This window comes from Mycobacterium talmoniae (assembly GCF_001854525.1).
Lineage (GTDB): Bacteria > Actinomycetota > Actinomycetes > Mycobacteriales > Mycobacteriaceae > Mycobacterium > Mycobacterium talmoniae.
The window spans coordinates 1-16,805 of the sequence record NZ_MLQM01000011.1 but is presented as its reverse complement, the minus strand read 5'-3'; the positions used below and the strand labels follow the sequence as shown (position 1 = coordinate 16,805).

15 protein-coding genes are annotated in these 16,805 nt (G+C 70.8%); 6 read left to right on the top strand and 9 right to left on the bottom strand.

All coding sequences use genetic code 11. The annotated features are described in order from the left end of the window. Positions 1-20 precede the first annotated feature (20 nt). The gene (gene cobN / locus BKN37_RS04060) at positions 21-3,608 is read right to left on the bottom strand and encodes a cobaltochelatase subunit CobN (RefSeq protein ID WP_071021923.1); all 3,588 of its coding nucleotides are present in this window, start codon (positions 3,606-3,608) and stop codon (positions 21-23) included. A gap of 126 nt (positions 3,609-3,734) precedes the next feature. Here cobN and BKN37_RS04055 point away from each other — a divergent pair, with 126 nt between their 5' ends. Further along, a complete protein-coding gene (locus BKN37_RS04055) occupies positions 3,735-4,115 on the top strand; it encodes a nuclear transport factor 2 family protein (protein WP_071021919.1) in 381 nt (126 codons plus the stop codon). Then, a complete protein-coding gene (locus BKN37_RS04050; RefSeq protein ID WP_071021916.1) occupies positions 4,115-4,726 on the top strand; it encodes an adenylate/guanylate cyclase domain-containing protein in 612 nt (203 codons plus the stop codon). The genes BKN37_RS04055 and BKN37_RS04050 overlap by 1 nt, the downstream gene beginning before the upstream one ends. Here the strand turns inward: BKN37_RS04050 and BKN37_RS04045 are convergent. Continuing rightward, entirely contained in the window at positions 4,723-7,308 is a 2,586-nt protein-coding gene (locus BKN37_RS04045) for a LuxR C-terminal-related transcriptional regulator (protein ID WP_242657072.1), read from the bottom strand. The genes BKN37_RS04050 and BKN37_RS04045 overlap by 4 nt on opposite strands. A gap of 214 nt (positions 7,309-7,522) precedes the next feature. On the opposite strand from BKN37_RS04045, the gene cobG reads away from it, so the two are divergent. From cobG to BKN37_RS04030, 3 genes are read left to right on the top strand one after another with little or no spacing between them, the layout of a single operon-like run. Continuing rightward, the gene (cobG, locus tag BKN37_RS04040) at positions 7,523-8,644 is read left to right on the top strand and encodes a precorrin-3B synthase (RefSeq protein WP_071021912.1); all 1,122 of its coding nucleotides are present in this window, start codon (positions 7,523-7,525) and stop codon (positions 8,642-8,644) included. Between the two features lie 9 nt (positions 8,645-8,653). Then, positions 8,654-9,280: a precorrin-8X methylmutase gene (locus BKN37_RS04035; RefSeq protein ID WP_071021909.1), complete on the top strand. Its 627-nt coding sequence runs from the start codon at positions 8,654-8,656 to the stop codon at positions 9,278-9,280. Further along, positions 9,277-10,737 carry a precorrin-2 C(20)-methyltransferase gene (locus BKN37_RS04030; protein WP_071021905.1) on the top strand — a complete coding sequence of 487 codons (1,461 nt, stop codon included), beginning with the start codon at positions 9,277-9,279 and terminating at the stop codon, positions 10,735-10,737. Before BKN37_RS04035 ends, BKN37_RS04030 begins: the two co-directional genes overlap by 4 nt. 171 nt (positions 10,738-10,908) lie before the next feature. Here the strand turns inward: BKN37_RS04030 and BKN37_RS04025 are convergent, their stop codons facing one another. From BKN37_RS04025 to dprE2, 4 genes are read right to left on the bottom strand one after another with little or no spacing between them, the layout of a single operon-like run. Continuing rightward, on the bottom strand, positions 10,909-11,646 hold the full coding sequence (locus BKN37_RS04025) for a cobalt-precorrin-6A reductase (protein WP_071021901.1): 738 nt from the start codon (positions 11,644-11,646) through the stop codon (positions 10,909-10,911). Then, the gene (gene cobM, locus BKN37_RS04020) at positions 11,643-12,395 is read right to left on the bottom strand and encodes a precorrin-4 C(11)-methyltransferase (RefSeq protein WP_071021896.1); all 753 of its coding nucleotides are present in this window, start codon (positions 12,393-12,395) and stop codon (positions 11,643-11,645) included. Before cobM ends, BKN37_RS04025 begins: the two co-directional genes overlap by 4 nt. Continuing rightward, positions 12,392-13,573 (bottom strand): precorrin-6y C5,15-methyltransferase (decarboxylating) subunit CbiE, encoded by a 1,182-nt coding sequence (cbiE, locus tag BKN37_RS04015; RefSeq protein ID WP_071021893.1) that lies wholly within the window; start codon positions 13,571-13,573, stop codon positions 12,392-12,394. Before cbiE ends, cobM begins: the two co-directional genes overlap by 4 nt. Continuing rightward, the gene (gene dprE2, locus BKN37_RS04010; RefSeq protein WP_071021890.1) at positions 13,570-14,319 is read right to left on the bottom strand and encodes a decaprenylphospho-beta-D-erythro-pentofuranosid-2-ulose 2-reductase; all 750 of its coding nucleotides are present in this window, start codon (positions 14,317-14,319) and stop codon (positions 13,570-13,572) included. Before dprE2 ends, cbiE begins: the two co-directional genes overlap by 4 nt. Before the next feature lie 35 nt (positions 14,320-14,354). On the opposite strand from dprE2, the gene BKN37_RS04005 reads away from it, so the two are divergent. Continuing rightward, positions 14,355-14,768: a F420-dependent biliverdin reductase gene (locus tag BKN37_RS04005; RefSeq protein WP_071021885.1), complete on the top strand. Its 414-nt coding sequence runs from the start codon at positions 14,355-14,357 to the stop codon at positions 14,766-14,768. 22 nt (positions 14,769-14,790) lie between these two features. Here BKN37_RS04005 and BKN37_RS30145 read toward each other — a convergent pair whose 3' ends face one another. The 3 genes from BKN37_RS30145 to BKN37_RS28610 all read right to left on the bottom strand — a co-directional run bounded on the left by BKN37_RS30145 (position 14,791) and on the right by BKN37_RS28610 (position 16,692). Then, positions 14,791-14,916, bottom strand: coding sequence for a hypothetical protein (locus BKN37_RS30145; protein WP_278184931.1), 126 nt, complete (start codon positions 14,914-14,916; stop codon positions 14,791-14,793). An 18-nt stretch (positions 14,917-14,934) separates the two neighbouring features. Beyond that, positions 14,935-16,446, bottom strand: coding sequence for an IS1634 family transposase (locus BKN37_RS04000; protein WP_071021881.1), 1,512 nt, complete (start codon positions 16,444-16,446; stop codon positions 14,935-14,937). 72 nt (positions 16,447-16,518) lie between these two features. Further along, a complete protein-coding gene (locus tag BKN37_RS28610) occupies positions 16,519-16,692 on the bottom strand; it encodes a hypothetical protein (protein WP_165618287.1) in 174 nt (57 codons plus the stop codon). Between the last annotated feature and the right edge of the window lie 113 nt (positions 16,693-16,805).

Here is a 16,805-nt window from a genome sequence, read left to right as displayed (position 1 = left end):
TTTTGCGTCTGCTCGGCGAACTAGCCCTCCAGGTCGCCTTCGGTTTCCAGCAGCGCCTGACGCAGCCCGTCGAGGGTGGCTTGCTGGGGCTCGGCCCACATGCCGCGGCCGGCGGCCTCCAGCAGCCGCTCGGCCATCCCGTGCAGCGCCCAGGGGTTGGACTCGGCCATGAACTTGCGGTTGTCGGGGTCCAACACGTAGCGCTCGGTGAGCTGCTCGTACATCCAGTCGGCCATCACGTGGGCGGTGGCGTCGTAGCCGAACAGGTAGTCGACGGTGGCGGCCATCTCGAAGGCGCCCTTGTAGCCGTGTTTGCGCATCGCGGTGATCCAGCGCGGGTTGACCACCCGGGCCCGGAACACCCGGGTGGTCTCCTCGGACAGGGTGCGGGTGCGGACCGCGTCGGGGCGAGTGTTGTCGCCGATGTAGGCCGCCGGCGCCTGCCCGGTCAACGCCCGCACGGTGGCCACCATGCCGCCGTGGTACTGGAAATAGTCGTCGGAGTCGGCGATGTCGTGTTCGCGGGTGTCGGTGTTTTTGGCCGCGACGGCGATGCGTCGGTAAGCCCGGTTCATGTCGTCGGTGGCGGGTCGGCCGTCCAGGTCGCGGCCGTAGGCGAAACCGCCCCACGCGGTGTACACCTGCGCCAGGTCGGCGTCGTCGCGCCAGTTGCGGGAATCGATCAGCTGCAGCAGCCCCGCCCCGTAGGTGCCCGGCTTGGAGCCGAAAATCCTGGTGGTGGCGCGCCGCTGGTCGCCGTGGGCGGCCAGGTCGGCGCGCGCGTGGGCCCGCACATAGTTGTCGTCGTCGGGCTCGTCGAGGTCGGCCACCAGCCGCACCGCGTCGTCGAGCATGGTTACCACGTGCGGGAAGGCGTCCCGGAAGAACCCGGAGATGCGCACCGTCACGTCGATGCGGGGCCGACCCAGCTCGGCTAGTGGGATCGGCGTCAGGCCCACCACCCGCCGCGACGCGTCATCCCACACCGGCCGAACACCGAGCAGCGCAAGCACTTCGGCGATGTCGTCGCCGGCGGTGCGCATCGCCGAGGTGCCCCACACCGACAAACCCACCGAGGCCGGCCAGCGCCCGTAGTCGTCGCGGTAGCGGGCCAGCAGCGAATCCGCCATCGCCACCCCGGTTTCCCACGCCAGCCGGGACGGCACCGCCTTGGGGTCCACCGAGTAGAAGTTGCGCCCGGTGGGCAGCACGTTGACCAGCCCGCGCAGCGGTGAGCCCGACGGTCCGGCCGGGATGAACCGACCGTCCAAGGCGCGCAGCACCTGCTCGATCTCGCCCGCGGTGCCGGCCAGCCGCGGCACCACCTCGGTGGCCGCGAACCGCAGCACCGCGGCGACAGCGGGGTTGTCGGTGAGCCGCGCGGCGGCATCGGGATCCCAGCCGGCATCCTGCAGGGCGGCGACCAGCCCGCGCGCCGCGGCCTCGGCCTCATCGACGGCGGCCCGCTCGTCGGTGCCGTCCTCGGCCAGCCCGAGCGCCTGCCGCAGACCGGGCACCGAGTGCTCGCCGCCGAACAGTTGACGCGCCCGCAGGATCGCCAACACCAGATCCAGTTGCTGTTCCCCGGCGGGGGCCTGCCCCAGGATGTGCAGCCCGTCGCGGATCTGCACATCCTTGATCTCGCACAGCCACCCGTCGACGTGCAGCAGCATGTCGTCGAACTGCTCGTCTTCGGGACGCTCGGCCAGACCCAGGTCGTGATCCATCTTGGCGGCGCGGATCAGCGTCCAGATCTGCTGGCGGATCGCGGGCAGCTTGCCGGGGTCCAGCGCGGCGATGGTGGCGTGCTCGTCGAGCAGCTGCTCCAAACGGGCGATGTCGCCGTAGCTTTCGGCGCGCGCCATCGGCGGGATGAGGTGATCGACCAGCACCGCGTGCGCGCGGCGTTTGGCCTGGGTGCCCTCCCCCGGGTCGTTGACCAGAAACGGGTAGATCAGCGGCAGATCCCCCAGCGCGGCGTCCGGCCCGCAGGCCGCCGACATCCCTAAGGTCTTGCCGGGCAGCCACTCCAGGTTGCCGTGCTTGCCCAGGTGCACCACGGCGTCGGCGTCAAAACTGTTGGGAAAATCCGAACCCAGCCAGCGGTAGGCGGCCAGGTAGTGGTGACTGGGCGGCAGATCCGGGTCATGGTAGATCGCCACCGGGTTCTCGCCGAAGCCGCGCGGCGGCTGCACCAGCAGCACCACGTTGTCCGCGCGCAGTGCGGCGATGACGATTTCGCCGTCCGGGTCGTTGGTCCTATCGACGAACAACTCTCCCGGCGGCGGCCCCCAGTGCTGCTGCACGGCGTCGGCGAACTCGGCGGGCAGGGTGGCGAACCAGGCGCGATAGTCCTTGGCGGACACCCGGATCGGGTTGCCGGACAGCTGGGCCTCGGTCAGCCAGTCCGGATCCTGTCCGCCCGCGTCGATCAACGCGTGGATCAGCGCGTCGCCGTCGTGGGCGTCGAGTCCGGGCAGCTCCCCCACCCGGTATCCGTGGTCGCGCAGCGCGCCCAGCAACGCCACCGCGCTGGCCGGGGTGTCCAGGCCGACGGCGTTGCCGATGCGGGCGTGCTTGGTCGGATACGCCGAAAACACCACCGCCACCCGTTTGTCGGCGGCGGGGATGGCGCGTAGCCGCCCGTAGCGCACCGCAAGGCCCGCGACGCGTGCGCAGCGCTCCGGGTCGGCGCGATACGAGATCAGTCCCTCGTCGTCGATCTCCTTGAACGAGAACGGAACCGTGATGATGCGCCCGTCGAATTCGGGGACCGCGACCTGGCTGGCGACGTCGAGCGGGGACAGGCCGTCGTCGTTGGCGCACCACTGGTCCCGGTCGGTGGTCAGGCACAGGCCTTGCAGGATCGGGATGTCCAGCGCCGCCAGGTGCTCGACGTTCCAGCCATCATCGTCGCCGCCGGCCGCGGCCGTCGCCGGCTTGCTCCCCCCGGCGGCCAGCACGGTGACGATCATCGCGTCGGCGCGCCGCAACGTGTCCAGCAGTTCGGGTTCGGCGGTGCGCAGCGACGCGCAGTACAGCGGCAGCGCGTGACCCCCGGCGGCCTCGATCGCCGTGCACAGCGCCTCGATGTAGCCGGTGTTGCCGGCCAATTGCTGGGCCCGGTAGTACAACACCGCGATGGTCGGCTGGTCGGCAGCACCGGCGCCGGGCCGCTCCAGCGGTCCCCAGGTCGGGGTGGCCACCGGCGGCGCAAACCCGATCCCGGTCATCAGCACGGTGTCGGACAAGAAGGCGTGCAGTTGGCGCAGGTTCTCGACGCCGCCCTGGGCGAGATAGATGTGGGCTTGCACGGCGATACCGGCCGGAACGCTGGAGCGGTCCATCAGCTCGGCGTCCGGGGTTTGCTCACCGCTGACCATCACGGCCGGGACACCGCTGGCCAGCACCGCATCAATGCCGTCCTGCCAGGCCCGGTAGCCGCCCAGGATGCGGACCACCACGACGTCGGCGCCGTCGAGCAGGTCGGGCAGGTCCTCGAGGATCAGCCGCGCCGGGTTGGCCCACCGGTAGCGCGCGCCGCTGGCGCGGGCGGTGATCAGGTCGGTGTCAGAGGTCGACAACAGCAGCACGGTGGGATCGGGCACCCACCATTCGTACCGTATCGCCGAAAACTGAGGTACGCGGCTACTCTATTCGGCTGCGGCGACGCGGCGTCATAGTCGATTGGCCAGCAGCGGATGGCTGCCGACCACTCGAACCGAGGAGCCGAAATGTCCAACGTCGATACTGCCCGGTCCGCCTACCAGGCGTTTAGCCGCGGGGATCTGGCGGCGCTGAAAGAGTTCTACGCCCCAGACGCCGTCTGGTACTCCTCCGACGAGATTGAGCCGGGCGGGGAGGTGCGCGGACGCGACGAGATCATCGACATGATGGCGCGGCTGCCCGAGTACTGGAACACCGTCACGATCGAGCCGCGCGAATACATCGACGGCGGCGAATATGTCGTCGCGATCGGCACCCAGCGCTTCGCCAACGACAAGGGCAGCGAAGAGTCCCCGTTCGTCAACGTGCTGAGGTTCGACCGCGACGGCAAGGTTGTCCGTGGTGAATTTCACGCGGACAGCGCGAAAATCGCCAAGCTGCAGGCCTAGTGACCGCGTGTGACGCCCCGATCGCAGTGCCGCCCAACGCCATCGAGTACCGGCAAGTGACGGTGCTGTTCGTCAAGGTGGCGCAGTCGATGGACGTGGCCGCGGCGCTCGGCGCAGAACGCTTCCACGAAGTCATGGCCGCGCTGGGCAACTGCGCGGCCATGGTGGTCCGTCGCTACGGCGGCATCGTTGACAAGGTCACCGGCTCGGGTGTGGTGGCGCTGTTCGGCACCCCGGTCGCGGTGACGGATCACGCCGTGCGTGCCTGTTTCGCCGCCCTGGACATTCAGACCGAAACACAGTGCCTGAGCGGACATGTGGAGAATTCAGACGGGGTCGTGGTGCAGCTGCGGGCTGGTCTGAACTCGGGCCGCATGCTGCTCGAGGGCGACAATCCGCAGGGCCACACCGCGCTCGGTGACGACGTCGGCCTGGCCCAGCGGATGCAGTCGGTGGCTCCGCCGGGCGGGGTGATGTTGGCCGAGTCCACCGCTCGGCTGGTCCACACCCTCGCCGTCCTTGGCGAACGCGAGATGGTCAAAGGCACCCACGCCCAGGTGCCCGCCCGACGCCTGATCTCGATGGCGCACGGCACGCTGGCGTTGGCCTAACGCGTGTCGGCCCGGGTCCGATTGACCAGGTGCACCAGCTGGTCGCGCCGCTCGATGCCGAGCTTGGCGAAAATGCGATAGAGGTGGCCGTCCACCGTGCGCACCGAAACGGTCAGCCGGTCGGCGATCTGACGGTTGGACAACCCGGCCGCGACCAGCATCGCGATCTCGCGTTCCCGGTCGGTGATCGGCAGCGGCTGGGCGGCGGCGACGACGGCCGGGGTGCGGACTTCGCCCGACCCGGCCAGCCAGTGCGCCCGACTCGACGACTCCAATTCCTTGCTGCGGTGGCCGGTACGGGCGTGTTCGCGCGCCGCCTGCGCGGCGGCGTCGGCGGCCAGGGCCGCCGCCCCCATCGCGGCGAACCGGTCGGCCGCCGCGTCGAGCGAGTCGCCGTCGTGGTTGGTCAGGCCACCCGCGTAGGTGGCGATCGCCGCCGCCAACGGCGTGTTCAGGATCTGCGCCAGCTCCCCCAACCGGGCCGCGTGCGCGCGGTCACCGAACCTGGCGGCGGTGTGCAGTGCGCGCATCTCGACCGCGGACATCCCGGATTGCTGCGCGATCTGCGCGGCGCGCGCCGCGTGCATCCGGGCGGCCGTGGTCTCGCCGACCGCCGCCCGCTCCCAGGCGCGGGCCAACTCGAGTTCGGGCAGAAACGCGGCCACCTGCGGCCCGTAGGCGTGTTCGGAACTGCGCAGCGCCGCGCCGGCGGCCTCCCCGTCACCCCGCGCGCCTTCAGCCTGCGCCCACCAGGCCGTCACCAGCATTGTCCACGGCGACGGAAAGCCTTGCGACAGCGCCGATATCGAGTCGCGAAAGGCCGCGCACGCGGATGCCAGCGCGCCGCGGGACAGGTGCAGCAGCCCGCGCATGGTGTTCACCATGGCATCCGCTTGCGGGACACTGGCGGCCATCGCCGCATAGCGTTGGCACACCCGCTCGGCCGCGGGGTGATCACCGGCGGCGGTGAACGCCAACATCTGCGCCACCCCGATGGCGAAGCGCTGCGGTCCCGAATCGCTCAGCGCGGCCGCCCGCAGCCCCGTCTCCGCGGTGCGCTGCACCTCCTCGAACCGCCCGGCCAGGGCACATGCGCAGCTCGTCGCGACCGCTGCCCACACGGTGGCCAGTGGCAGCGCATCCGAGGCGCACAGCGTCGGCCCGGCGTCGATCGCCGCGGCAACGTCGCCGGAAAAGAACGCAAACGACAACTCCAGGGCGGTGACCAGACCGCGCACCGGTTCGGAGACCACGCACGCCTGGGTGGCGGCCAACGCCTCCCGTGCCGGCTCCACCCGGCCGCAGACCCAGAACAGGTTGGCCGCCCGCTGACAGCCCCAGCGCACGCTCAGCAGCTCGTCGCCGGGATCGGGGGCGACGCCGCCGAGCACGGTCTCGGCCGCCTCACCGCGGCCCTGCCAACTCAGCGCGTCGGCCAGCACCAGCGCGGCCGCCACCCCGCCGCCGCGGTCATACGCGAACCGGGCTAATTCCTCGCCGTAACCGACGCTCGACATGGTCACCGCGGCGGCCGCCGCACCGGTGATGACGTCGAGGTCCGGGGGCAGGTCGCTGTGCATCATCAACTGGGCCAGCCGGATCTGGCCGCGCACATCGGGCAACCGGGAGCGCCGCCGACCCGCCCGCAGGTGGGTCTGAAGAGCTTGGGCCAGCACGCCGTTGAGCTGGCGGGTCCGCACCACGCCGGCCAGCCGGATGGCGGCTTCGCCCAGGACGGGATGATTCAGCCGCGCCACCGTGTCGGATCCGTCGGCGACCAACTGGATGAACCCGCGTCGTTCCAGGCGTGCCAGCGCCCGGTCATCGCAGAGTCCGCGCAGGATCTCCCAATCCAGCAGCTCCCCGACGGCCAGCATCTCGACCGCCTGCAGTTCCTCCGGGGCAAGGGAGCGCAACCGAAACTCGAGCAGGTCGTAGAGTTCGCGGTCGGCGTGCAACGGTCCGCGAAGCTGCCAGCCGTCCTCGGTGTGGACCAGGATCCCGCTCTCCCGACCGGCGCTCAACAGTCCCCGCAGCAGCAGCAGATTGCCCGCGGTGCGGTCGTAGAGTTCGGTGATCAAGCGGGGCTCGACGGTGTCGCCGAGCACGGCGCGGGCAAGTTCCCCGGTCTGCTCTCGGGTGAACGCCTCGATGCGCAGGTTGAGCAACAGCCGCTCTTTCAGCAGCGCCGTCACCGGGTCGGGCACCGCCTCGGCCGACCGGATCGCCACGATCAATCGGGTGCTGCCGCGGGCAGCGAGCCGGTGCACCAGCATGGCCGACAGCGGGTCCAGCAACTGGGCGTCGTCAACCACCAAAACCAGGTCGGGTTCCTGAGCCAGGGTGTCGTGCGCGGCCGCCAGCATCATGGCGGGTTCATGGGCCACCTCGACGTTCACAGAGCGCGAGAACGCCCCCAACGGCACCGTGCACCCGGTTTCGGTGCCCAACACAAACCGCACCGTCCGCCCGCCGGACTCGAGGGTGTGGGCAAGGGCGCGAGCCAGCGTCGATTTGCCGACCCCGCTGTCGCCGACCAACGCCACGCCGCAACGGTCGTCGCCGTCGTCCAGGGCGGTCAACGCCTTATGGAATACGTCGTCGCGCGCGACGATGGGCCAGCCGGGCCTCGAGTGGGCGGGATCTGCCTGCACCCAACCCCCAAAAGTGCTGGACGGCGCGTGTCGGTGGCAGTTTACGCCCGTGTGCAGGGCAAATGTGCGAAATGCGCGGCCGCACGAGTAGCGGATTACCTCTCTTTCGGCCGCCTGCTACGCGAGGTCGTACCGTGAACGGGTGAGGCGAAGCCGCGACCAGGACGCCTGCCCGGGCGCCCTGCAGACGCACCAGGCCGCCGACGGTGCGCTGGCGCGGGTGCGGCTGCCCGGCGGGCTGGTCAGCGCCGCGCAATTGGCCGCACTGGCCCAGGCGGCGACCCGGTACGGGGCCGGCACGCTGGAGTTGACCGGCCGCGGCAACGTGCAGATCCGGGGCATCACCGACACCGGGGCGGTGGCGGAGGCGGTCGCCGCGGCCGGGTTGTTGCCGTCGGCCACCCATGAGCGGGCCCGCAATATCGTCGCCTCGCCGCTGTCCGGTCGCGTCGGGGGCCGCGCGGACGTGCGCGGCTGGGTGGTGGAGCTTGATGCGGCGCTGCAGGGCGCCCCGCCGCTGGCGACCCTGCCGGGGCGGTTCTGGTTCAGCCTGGACGACGGCCGCGGCGACGTCTCGGGGTTGGCCGCCGACGTGGGCGTGCACGTTCTCGACGACGCGGTGGCGCTGCTGCTCAGCGGGCGCGACACCGGGGTCCGGCTGGCGCCCAGCGACGTGGTGGGCACGTTGGTCACGCTGGCGGCGCGGTTCCTGGAGATTCGCGGAACCGCGTGGCGAGTAACGGAATTGAGCGATCCGCGCGACCTGCTGCCCGACGCCGACCCGGACGGCGCTCGGTTTGGTCCGGTCGAGCGGCCGCCGGTCGGCTGGATCGAGCAGGACGACGGCCGGGTGGCGCTGGGCGCGGCGGTGCCGCTGGGGGTGCTTTCGGCCCACGTGGCCGAGTACCTGGCGGTGATCGGTGCGCCGCTGGTGATCACGCCGTGGCGGTCGGTGCTGGTGTGTGACCTCGAGGAGGCGGTCGCCGACGCGGCGCTGCGGGTGTTGGCGCCGCTGGGTTTGGTGTTCGACGCCGACTCCCCCTGGCTGATGGTCAGCGCGTGCGTCGGCAGCCCCGGCTGCCGGCACGCGGTCGCCGACGTGCGGGCCGATGCGGCCGCGGCCGCGCGGGCCGGTGACGCGGACACCGGGCGGCGGCACTTCGTGGGCTGCGAGCGGGCCTGCGGTGCCCCGCCGGCCGGTCAGGTGCTGGTCGCGACCGGCCTGGCCGATCCGGCATACCGGGTTTTGCCCGCGCATCGCTAGGGTGAGCGGGTGCTCGACTACCTGCGCGACGCCACCGAGATCTACCGGCAGTCGTTTGCCACCATCCGCGCCGAGGCGGACCTGGCCGGGTTTCCCGCCGACGTCGAGCGGGTGGTGGTGCGGCTGATCCACACCTGCGGGCAGGTCGACCTCGCCGAGCACATCGCCTACACCGCCGACGTTGTCACCCGGGCGCACGCCGCGCTGGCCGCGGGGGCACCGGTGCTGTGCGACTCGTCGATGGTGGCCGCGGGCATCACCGCCACCCGGTTGCCGGCCGGCAACCGGGTGGTGTCGCTGGTCGCCGATCCCGACGCGGCCGAGCTGGCCGCCCGGCGGCACACCACCCGGTCGGCGGCCGGGGTGGAGCTGTGGGCGGACCGGCTGGCCGGTGCGGTGGTGGCGATCGGCAACGCGCCCACCGCGCTGTTCCGGCTGCTGGAACTGGTCGACGACGGGGTGCCGGCGCCGGCCGCGGTGCTGGGCGGGCCGGTCGGGTTCGTCGGCTCCGCGCAATCCAAACAGGAGCTGGTCGACAACCCCCGCGGCATGTCGTATCTGGTGGTCCGCGGCCGTCGCGGCGGCAGCGCGATGGCGGCCGCGGCGGTCAACGCGATCGCGAGCAGCGCCGAATGACCGCGCGCGGCACCCTATTCGGGGTGGGTCTCGGGCCCGGGGACCCGGAGTTGGTGACGGTCAAGGCGGCCCGGGTGATCGGCGACGCCGACGTGGTGGCCTACCACAGCGCCCGCCACGGCCGCAGCATCGCCCGCGGGATCGCCGAACCGTATCTGCGGCCCGGCCAGCTCGAGGAGCACCTGGTCTACCCGGTGACCACCGAAACCACCGATCATCCGGGCGGCTACGCCGGGGCGATCGAAGACTTCTACACCGAGGCCACCGAACGCATCGCCGCGCACCTGGCCGCCGGGCGCAATGTGGCGCTGCTGGCCGAGGGCGACCCGCTGTTTTACAGCTCGTACATGCATCTGCACACCCGGCTGACCCGGCGGTTCGACGCGGTCATCGTGCCGGGGGTGACGTCGATCAGCGCGGCCGCGGCCGCTACCGCGACACCGCTGGTGGCCGGCGACGAAGTGCTGTCGGTGCTGCCCGGAACGCTGGGGGTGGCCGAGTTGACGCGCCGGCTCGCGGACACCGACGCCGCGGTGGTGCTCAAGCTGGGCCGGTCCTATCCGGCGGTGCGCGAAGCCCTTTCGGCCGCCGGGCGGCTCGGCGACGCGTTCTACGTGGAGCGGGCCAGCACCGCCGCGCAGCGGGTGCTGCCGGCCGCGGAGGTCGACGAGACCGGGGTGCCGTACTTTTCGTTGGCGTTGCTGCCCGGCGGCCGGCGCGCCCCGGCCCCGGCCGGCTCGGTCGCCGTGGTCGGGTTGGGTCCCGGCGGCATGGACTGGATGACGCCGCAGGCTCGCCGCGAGCTGGCCGCGGCGACCGACCTGATCGGCTACGGGCCGTACCTGGATCGGGTGCCGGGCCGCGATGGTCAGCGCCGCCACCCCAGCGACAACACCGACGAGGCGGCGCGGGCCCGGTTGGCCTGCACGCTGGCCGAGCAGGGCCGGTCGGTGGCGGTGCTGTCGTCGGGGGATCCCGGGGTGTTCGCGATGGCCACCGCGGTGCTGGAGGAGGCCAAGCAGTGGCCCGACGTGCCGGTCCGGGTGGTTCCGGGCATGACCGCCGCCCAGGCCGTGGCCAGCCGGGTCGGGGCCCCGCTGGGCCACGACTATGCGGTGATTTCGCTGTCCGACCGGCTCAAACCGTGGGAGGTGATCGCCGCCCGGTTGACCGCGGCGGCGGCCGCCGACCTGGTGCTGGCGATCTACAACCCGGCGTCGAAAACCCGGACCTGGCAGGTCGCCGCGATGCGCGATCTGCTGCTCGACCACCGCGATCCGGGCACCCCGGTGGTGATCGGGCGCGACGTGTCCGGGGCGGGCGAGGACGTGCGGGTGGTGCGGCTGGCCGACCTGGACCCCGGCGACGTGGATATGCGGTGTCTGCTGATCGTCGGCTCGTCGCAGACCCAGTGGTACGACGACCGGGTGTACACCCCGCGCCGCTACCCCGGGTAGCCTTCCCCGCACATCGAATGTGCATCCAGGGCTTCGAGTGTGAATCGTGGGCGAAAAAAACGCGAAACTTCCGCCCACGATTCACACTCGAAGCCGTGGGTGCACACTCGACCAGACCCACCTCACCTTGGTGAGGTGGGTCTGGCGCTACGCAGGAGCAGAGTGCGTTTGCTAGCGGCGCAGGTCCGCGAGCGTGGCAACCCATTCTGCTGCCGCCTCGACGCTGCCGACCGTCGTGGCCCCGTCCGGTAGCGGCGGTCGGTCCACCATCACCACCGGGACACCCAAGGCGGCCGCGGCGTCCAGCTTGGCCCGGGTCATCGCACCGCCGCTGTTCTTGGTGACCAGCGCATCGATGCGATGGGTGCGCAGCAGCGCGTATTCGGCGTCGTAGTGATACGGCCCGCGGGACAGCAGCAGCCGATGGTGCCGCGGCAGTGTGTCTGGATCCGGCGCGGTGACCACCCGGATCAAAAACCACGCCGCGCTGTCGGTGAAGGCCGCCACGCCCGAGCGCCCGCTGGTCAAAAACACTCGGGCAAAGTGCTGATCGGCAACGGTTTTCGCGGCTTCGGTGTTGGATGCCACCCGCAGCGCGTCACCGGGCTCCCAGGCCGGGCGGGCCAGGATCAGATGCGGCACACCCAATTCGGCGCACGCCGCGGCGGCGTGGGCGGTGATGGTGGCCGCGAACGGGTGGGTGGCGTCGACGACGGCGTCGACGCGCTGATCGCGCAGCCAGCGGCGCAGCCCGTCGATGCCGCCGAACCCGCCGACCCGCACCGCGCCGACCGGCAGCGCCGGGTCGGGCACCCGCCCGGCCAGTGAACTGATCACCTCGACAGCCGGATGCAGCGCGGCCGCCAACGCCCGGGCCTCGGCGGTGCCGCCGAGCAGCAGGACCTTCAATGCCGGCTCCCCCGCGTGCGTCCGGTCGAGTACAGGTAGCTGTCGGTGAAGCCCTCGGCGGCCAGCACCTCGCCGACGATGATCACCGCGGTTTTGGTGATCCCCGCGGCATGCAGCTGCGCGGCGACGTCGGCGAGGGTGCCGCGCAGCACGGTCTGCTGCGGCCAACTCGCGAACGCCACCACCGCGCACGGGGTTTCGGGGCGGTAGCCGCCGGCCAGCAGCTGCGGGACGATCGCGTCGATCTGCGCGGCGGCCAGATGCAACACCAACGTGCCGGCCCCGGCGAGGGCGGCCAGGTCTTCGCCGGGCGGCATCGCGGTGGACAGGGTGGCCACCCGGGTCAGTGTCACCGTCTGCGCCACCCCCGGCACGGTGAGTTCCCGGCCCAGTTCGGCGGCCGCGGCGGCGAACGCCGGTACACCGGGCACGATTTCGTAGTCGATGCCCAGCGCGTCGAGCCGCCGGCACTGCTCGGCCAGCGCGCTGTACAGCGACGGGTCACCGGAGTGCAGCCGGGCCACGTCGAGGCCCGCGGCGTCGGCGTCGGCGAGTTCGGTGATGATCTGGTCCAGGGTCAGCGGCCCGGTATCGACGATCCGGGCGCCCGGCGGGCAGTGCGCCAGCAGGTCGTCGGGCATGATCGAGCCGGCGTACAGGCAGACCGGGCATTGGCTCAGCACCCGCTGCCCGCGCACGGTGATCAGGTCGGCGGCCCCGGGCCCCGCGCCGATGAAGTACACGGTCATGGTGTCACCACCCACTGGGTGATGGGCCGCTGCGACCGCCAGCCGGTGAACCCGCCCAGCGGTTCGCTGTGATAGTGCTGAAACCGGTGCAGTTCCCCACCCAGACGCGAATGCTGTTGCGCCAGCAGCGCTTCAGATTCGACGGTGACGGCATTAGCGACCAGCCGGCCGCCGGCGGGCAGCTGCGCCAGGCACGCGTCGAGCAGACCCGGCTGGGTGAGGCCGCCGCCGATGAAGATCGCCGACGGTGCCGCGGCGCCGTCGAAGGCGTCGGGTGCCGCCCCGCGCACCTCGATGTTGACCCCGAACGCCGCCGTGTTGGCGACGATGTTCATCCGGCGCCGCCCGTCGTCGCGTTCGAAGGCCACCGCGCTGCAGCCCCGCCCGCTGCGACACCATTCCACGGCGATGCTGCCGGAGCCGGCGCCGACGTCCCACAGCCGCTGGCCCGGCCGCGGCGCCAGCGCGGCCAGCGTCACCGCGCGGATGGTCTGCTTGGTGATCTGACCGTCGTGCACGAAGGCGTCATCGGGCAAAAACAGCACGCGCTCGTCGGGCAGGTAGCGCACCGCGACCACGTTGAGGTCGTCGACGTCGAGCGGCGCGTCGGTGGCCCACTCGCGCGCGGTGCCGGTGCGGCGGCGCTCGGCGGGCCCGCCGAGCTGTTCGAGCACGGTGAACTCGGAGTCGCCGCGGCCGTACGCGTTGAGCAGCACCGCCAGCTCTTTGGGGGTGGAACGCCCGCTGGACAGCACGATCGCCTGGCCGCCGCGCCGCACGGCGGTGTGCGGGTCGGCGCTGACCAGGCTGATCACCTCGGTGTCGGCAACCGGCCAGCCTAGCCGCGCGCAGGCCAGGGTCACCGCGGACACGTGCGGCAACACCGTGACCCGCTCGGGGCCGTACAGCCGGATCAGGGTGCTGCCGATGCCGTGCAGCAGCGGGTCGCCGCTGGCCAGCACGTGCACCTCGGCCGGGCCGTCGTCGAGCAGGCCGCGCAACGCGGGCAGCAGCGGCGACGGCCACTCCCGGCGTTCCGCGCCGACGGTGTCGTCGAGCAAGCCCAGTTGCCGGTGCGATCCGTAAACGACGGTGGCGCTGCGTAATTGGGTGCGGGACGGCTCGGTGAGCCCGGCCATTCCGTCGGCGCCGATACCGACCACCACGAGGCGGTTCATCGCGGCATCCGGCGCCAGATGAACTGCGGCAGCAACCGCATCACCGCCGACGCCGGCCCCAACGCCCACGGGATCCACACGCTGCGTCGACCGTTGGCCAGGGCGCGGGCGGTGGCGGCGGCGACCTGCGACGGCGTGACGGGCAGCGGCGCGGGCGTCATCCCCTGGGTCATCCGCCCGATCACGAACCCGGGCCGCACAATCAGCAGCCGCACCCCGGTGCCGTGCAGCGCGTCGGCCAGCCCGCCGGCAAAACCGTCCAGGCCGGCCTTGGCCGAGCCGTAGACGTAGTTCGCCCGTCGCACCCGCGCCCCGGCGATCGAGGAGAACACCACCAGCGTTCCCTGTCCGGCCGCCCGCATCGCCGCGGCCAGGTGGGTGAGCAGGCTGACCTGGGCGACGTAGTCGGTGTGCACGACGGCGACCGCGTGCGCGGCGTCGGCCTCGGCGCGGGCTTGGTCGCCCAGGATCCCGAACGCCAGCACCGCGGTGCCGATCGGACCGTGTTCGGCGATCAGCGATGCGACCAGCGGGCCGTGGCTGTCCAGGTTGTCGGCGTCGAACTCGACGGTGTGCACGGCCGCCGCCCCGGCCGCGTGCAGTGCCGCCACCTGGTCGCCGAGCTGGTCGGCGCGGCGCGCCGCCAGCACCACCGGTGCGCCCGGGGCCAGCCGTCGCGCCAACTCGATCCCGATTTCGCTGCGGCCGCCGAAAATCACGATTGGTGCACCGCTCGTGTCATTCACGGCTGCGATTATCTCCTGCGCTACCGTGAGCGGTGATGGCGAACACCACGACCCGGCTGACCAGCGACGCGCTGGCGTTTCTCACCGAACGCCACCTGGCCATGTTGACCACACTGCGCAACGACGGGTCCCCGCACGTGGTGGCCGTGGGGTTCACCTTCGATCCCAAGACCCATATCGCCCGGGTGATCACCACCGGCGGCTCGCAAAAGGCGGTCAACGCCGACCGTGGTGGGGTGGCGGTGCTCAGCCAGGTCGACGGCGCCCGCTGGCTGTCGTTGGAGGGCCGGGCCAGCGTGAACCGCGAGGTCGACGCCGTCCGCGACGCCGAGTTGCGCTACGCGCAGCGGTACCGCACACCGCGGGTCAACCCGCGCCGGGTGGTCATCGAGGTGCAGATCGAGCGGGTGTTGGGTTCCTCGGATCTGCTGGACCGCAGCAAGGGCTGATCAGACCGGCAGTCGGTCCGAGTCACATTATGGCGAACTTGTCGACCAGCCAGCGCCCGCTGTTTTTGACCAGGTGAAATTGCAGTCTGCTGCGATCCAGATTCGGCTGGCCGCTGCCTTGCGTCACCGCCTGATCCGCGAAGACCAATACCCGACTTTTATCAATTTAGTGCGCACCGCTTGAGCGGATCTTGGCCAGTGCGGTGGCGAGGTCGACGGGGATGGGGTCGGCGGCGGCCAGGGTTTGGTCGCCGACGGCGATGGTGACGGTGCGGTAGCGGCGTGCGGTGCGCACGAATTTCTTGATGCTCCACCCGGTGTGGGTCTCGATGTAGTGGCTGATAGCCATCGCGGCGAACACGATCGTCAGGTGCGCGTCGATGGATTCACGGGTCCGGTGGTAGATCGGGCGGGCGGCCAGGTCGTGCTTGGACATCCGAAACGCCTTCTCGATGCGCCACAGCCGGTGGTAGGCCTCGATGATGAAGGTGGCGGGCTTGCTGGTCAGGTTGGTGGTGTAGCCCTTCCAGCCGGCCAGCGCTCGGGTCTTGGCCTCCAACGTGCGGTTCACCGATTTGGTGGCGCCGGTCAGTTGGATGTAGCGGTTGCGTTTGACCGGGGCTTTCCCATCGACGGCGCGCTGGGCTTTGGCGACCTGCTCATCAATGCCGCGCAGCGTGCGCCGTGCCCGATCGGCGCGGTATTGGTAGTGGATCATCCGATCCGGGATGCCGCGGGCTTTCTCCGAGGTGCTCGACGGCCACGGCTGGGTGAGGATCAGCCCATCGGGAATCTCCTGCCCGGGGTGGGTTTCTAGCCATTCGGTCACCACATACGGCAGCTGCGGTATCCGGGAGCCGAGCACATAGGTCAGCCCGGCGGCCTGCAACGCGATCTGGTTCGCCTCGGAGATCATCCCGGCATCGGCGACGACGGTGACATCGGCGATCTGGTGGGCGGTCTTGAATGCGGTGATGACCGGCAGCATCGTCGCGGTCTCGGCCTTGTTGCCCTCGAAGGCCTGCACCATCAGCGGCATCCCGGACGCATCAGTGAGCAGCCCGAGAGTGATTTGAGGCTCCAGGCGGCGCTCCTTGGAAAAGCCCGGCTCACGGAACCCGTCGCCGGCGTCAGTCTCGAAGAACAAGGTCGAGACGTCGAAGAGGACCAGACTCGTGGGGCCGAGTTGCGCGTGGGCGGCGCACGCCGTCGAAATTCCCTGCCGGAAACTGGGTTTAGCGAAGACCGGAAGCCGGCGATTCAACGTCGGATAGGTCACCGGGGTGATTCCGGCTTCCTCGATCACCCGCAGCGAGTCGACTTTGCTGGTCGGTTCGATGATCCGGGCCGCCACCAACTGGCGGAACACCTCATCGTCGCCGGTGGCCTCGTCGAAACCGAGCGCGTCATAGACATCTGAGAGAGCTTCCCACAGGTGCTGGGCGCGTGAGGAGGTGATCGGCAACGGCTCAGCATCGACCGGGGCGTCCAGTCCGAGATCAAGTTGGTCTTGGCCTGCGGCGATCTTCTGCGCCCCGGCCGCCTTCAGCGCCGCGACACCGACCTCATCATGGGCCGATCCGAGGTGCTCGATCTTGCGGGAACCGCCCCGAGACGACCACACGATCTGCACCGCCGTGGCCCCCGAGGCGGTCTTCACGGTGCGGACATAGGCCATTCGGGCAGCCTACGGCCCAAAATTAGTGCGCAAATTTCGCTTCACCGCCCACCAACACCGCAGGTCACAGACCTACGGGGTCGCGAACCTCCGCTCGGTGATAAAAGTCAGGTTCAGCGCCGCGACACCGACCTCATCATGGGCCGATCCGAGGTGCTCGATCTTGCGGGAACCGCCCCGAGACGACCACACGATCTGCACCGCCGTGGCCCCCGAGGCGGTCTTCACGGTGCGGACATAGGCCATTCGGGCAGCCTACGGCCCAAAATTAGTGCGCAAATTTCGCTTCACCGCCCACCAACACCGCAGGTCACAGACCTACGGGGTCGCGAACCTCCGCTCGGTGATAAAAGTCAGGG

Bases quoted from the DNA above. Each gene is read 5' to 3' on its own strand.
- BKN37_RS04055 (WP_071021919.1), top strand. From the start codon at position 3,735: ATGTCCAACGTCGATACTGCCCGGTCCGCCTACCAGGCGTTTAGCCGC.
- BKN37_RS04030 (WP_071021905.1), top strand. From the start codon at position 9,277: ATGACCGCGCGCGGCACCCTATTCGGGGTGGGTCTCGGGCCCGGGGAC.
- cobM (WP_071021896.1), bottom strand. From the start codon at position 12,395: ATGACCGTGTACTTCATCGGCGCGGGGCCCGGGGCCGCCGACCTGATC.
- cbiE (WP_071021893.1), bottom strand. From the start codon at position 13,573: ATGAACCGCCTCGTGGTGGTCGGTATCGGCGCCGACGGAATGGCCGGG.
- BKN37_RS04005 (WP_071021885.1), top strand. From the start codon at position 14,355: ATGGCGAACACCACGACCCGGCTGACCAGCGACGCGCTGGCGTTTCTC.
- BKN37_RS04000 (WP_071021881.1), bottom strand. From the start codon at position 16,446: ATGGCCTATGTCCGCACCGTGAAGACCGCCTCGGGGGCCACGGCGGTG.
- BKN37_RS28610 (WP_165618287.1), bottom strand. From the start codon at position 16,692: ATGGCCTATGTCCGCACCGTGAAGACCGCCTCGGGGGCCACGGCGGTG.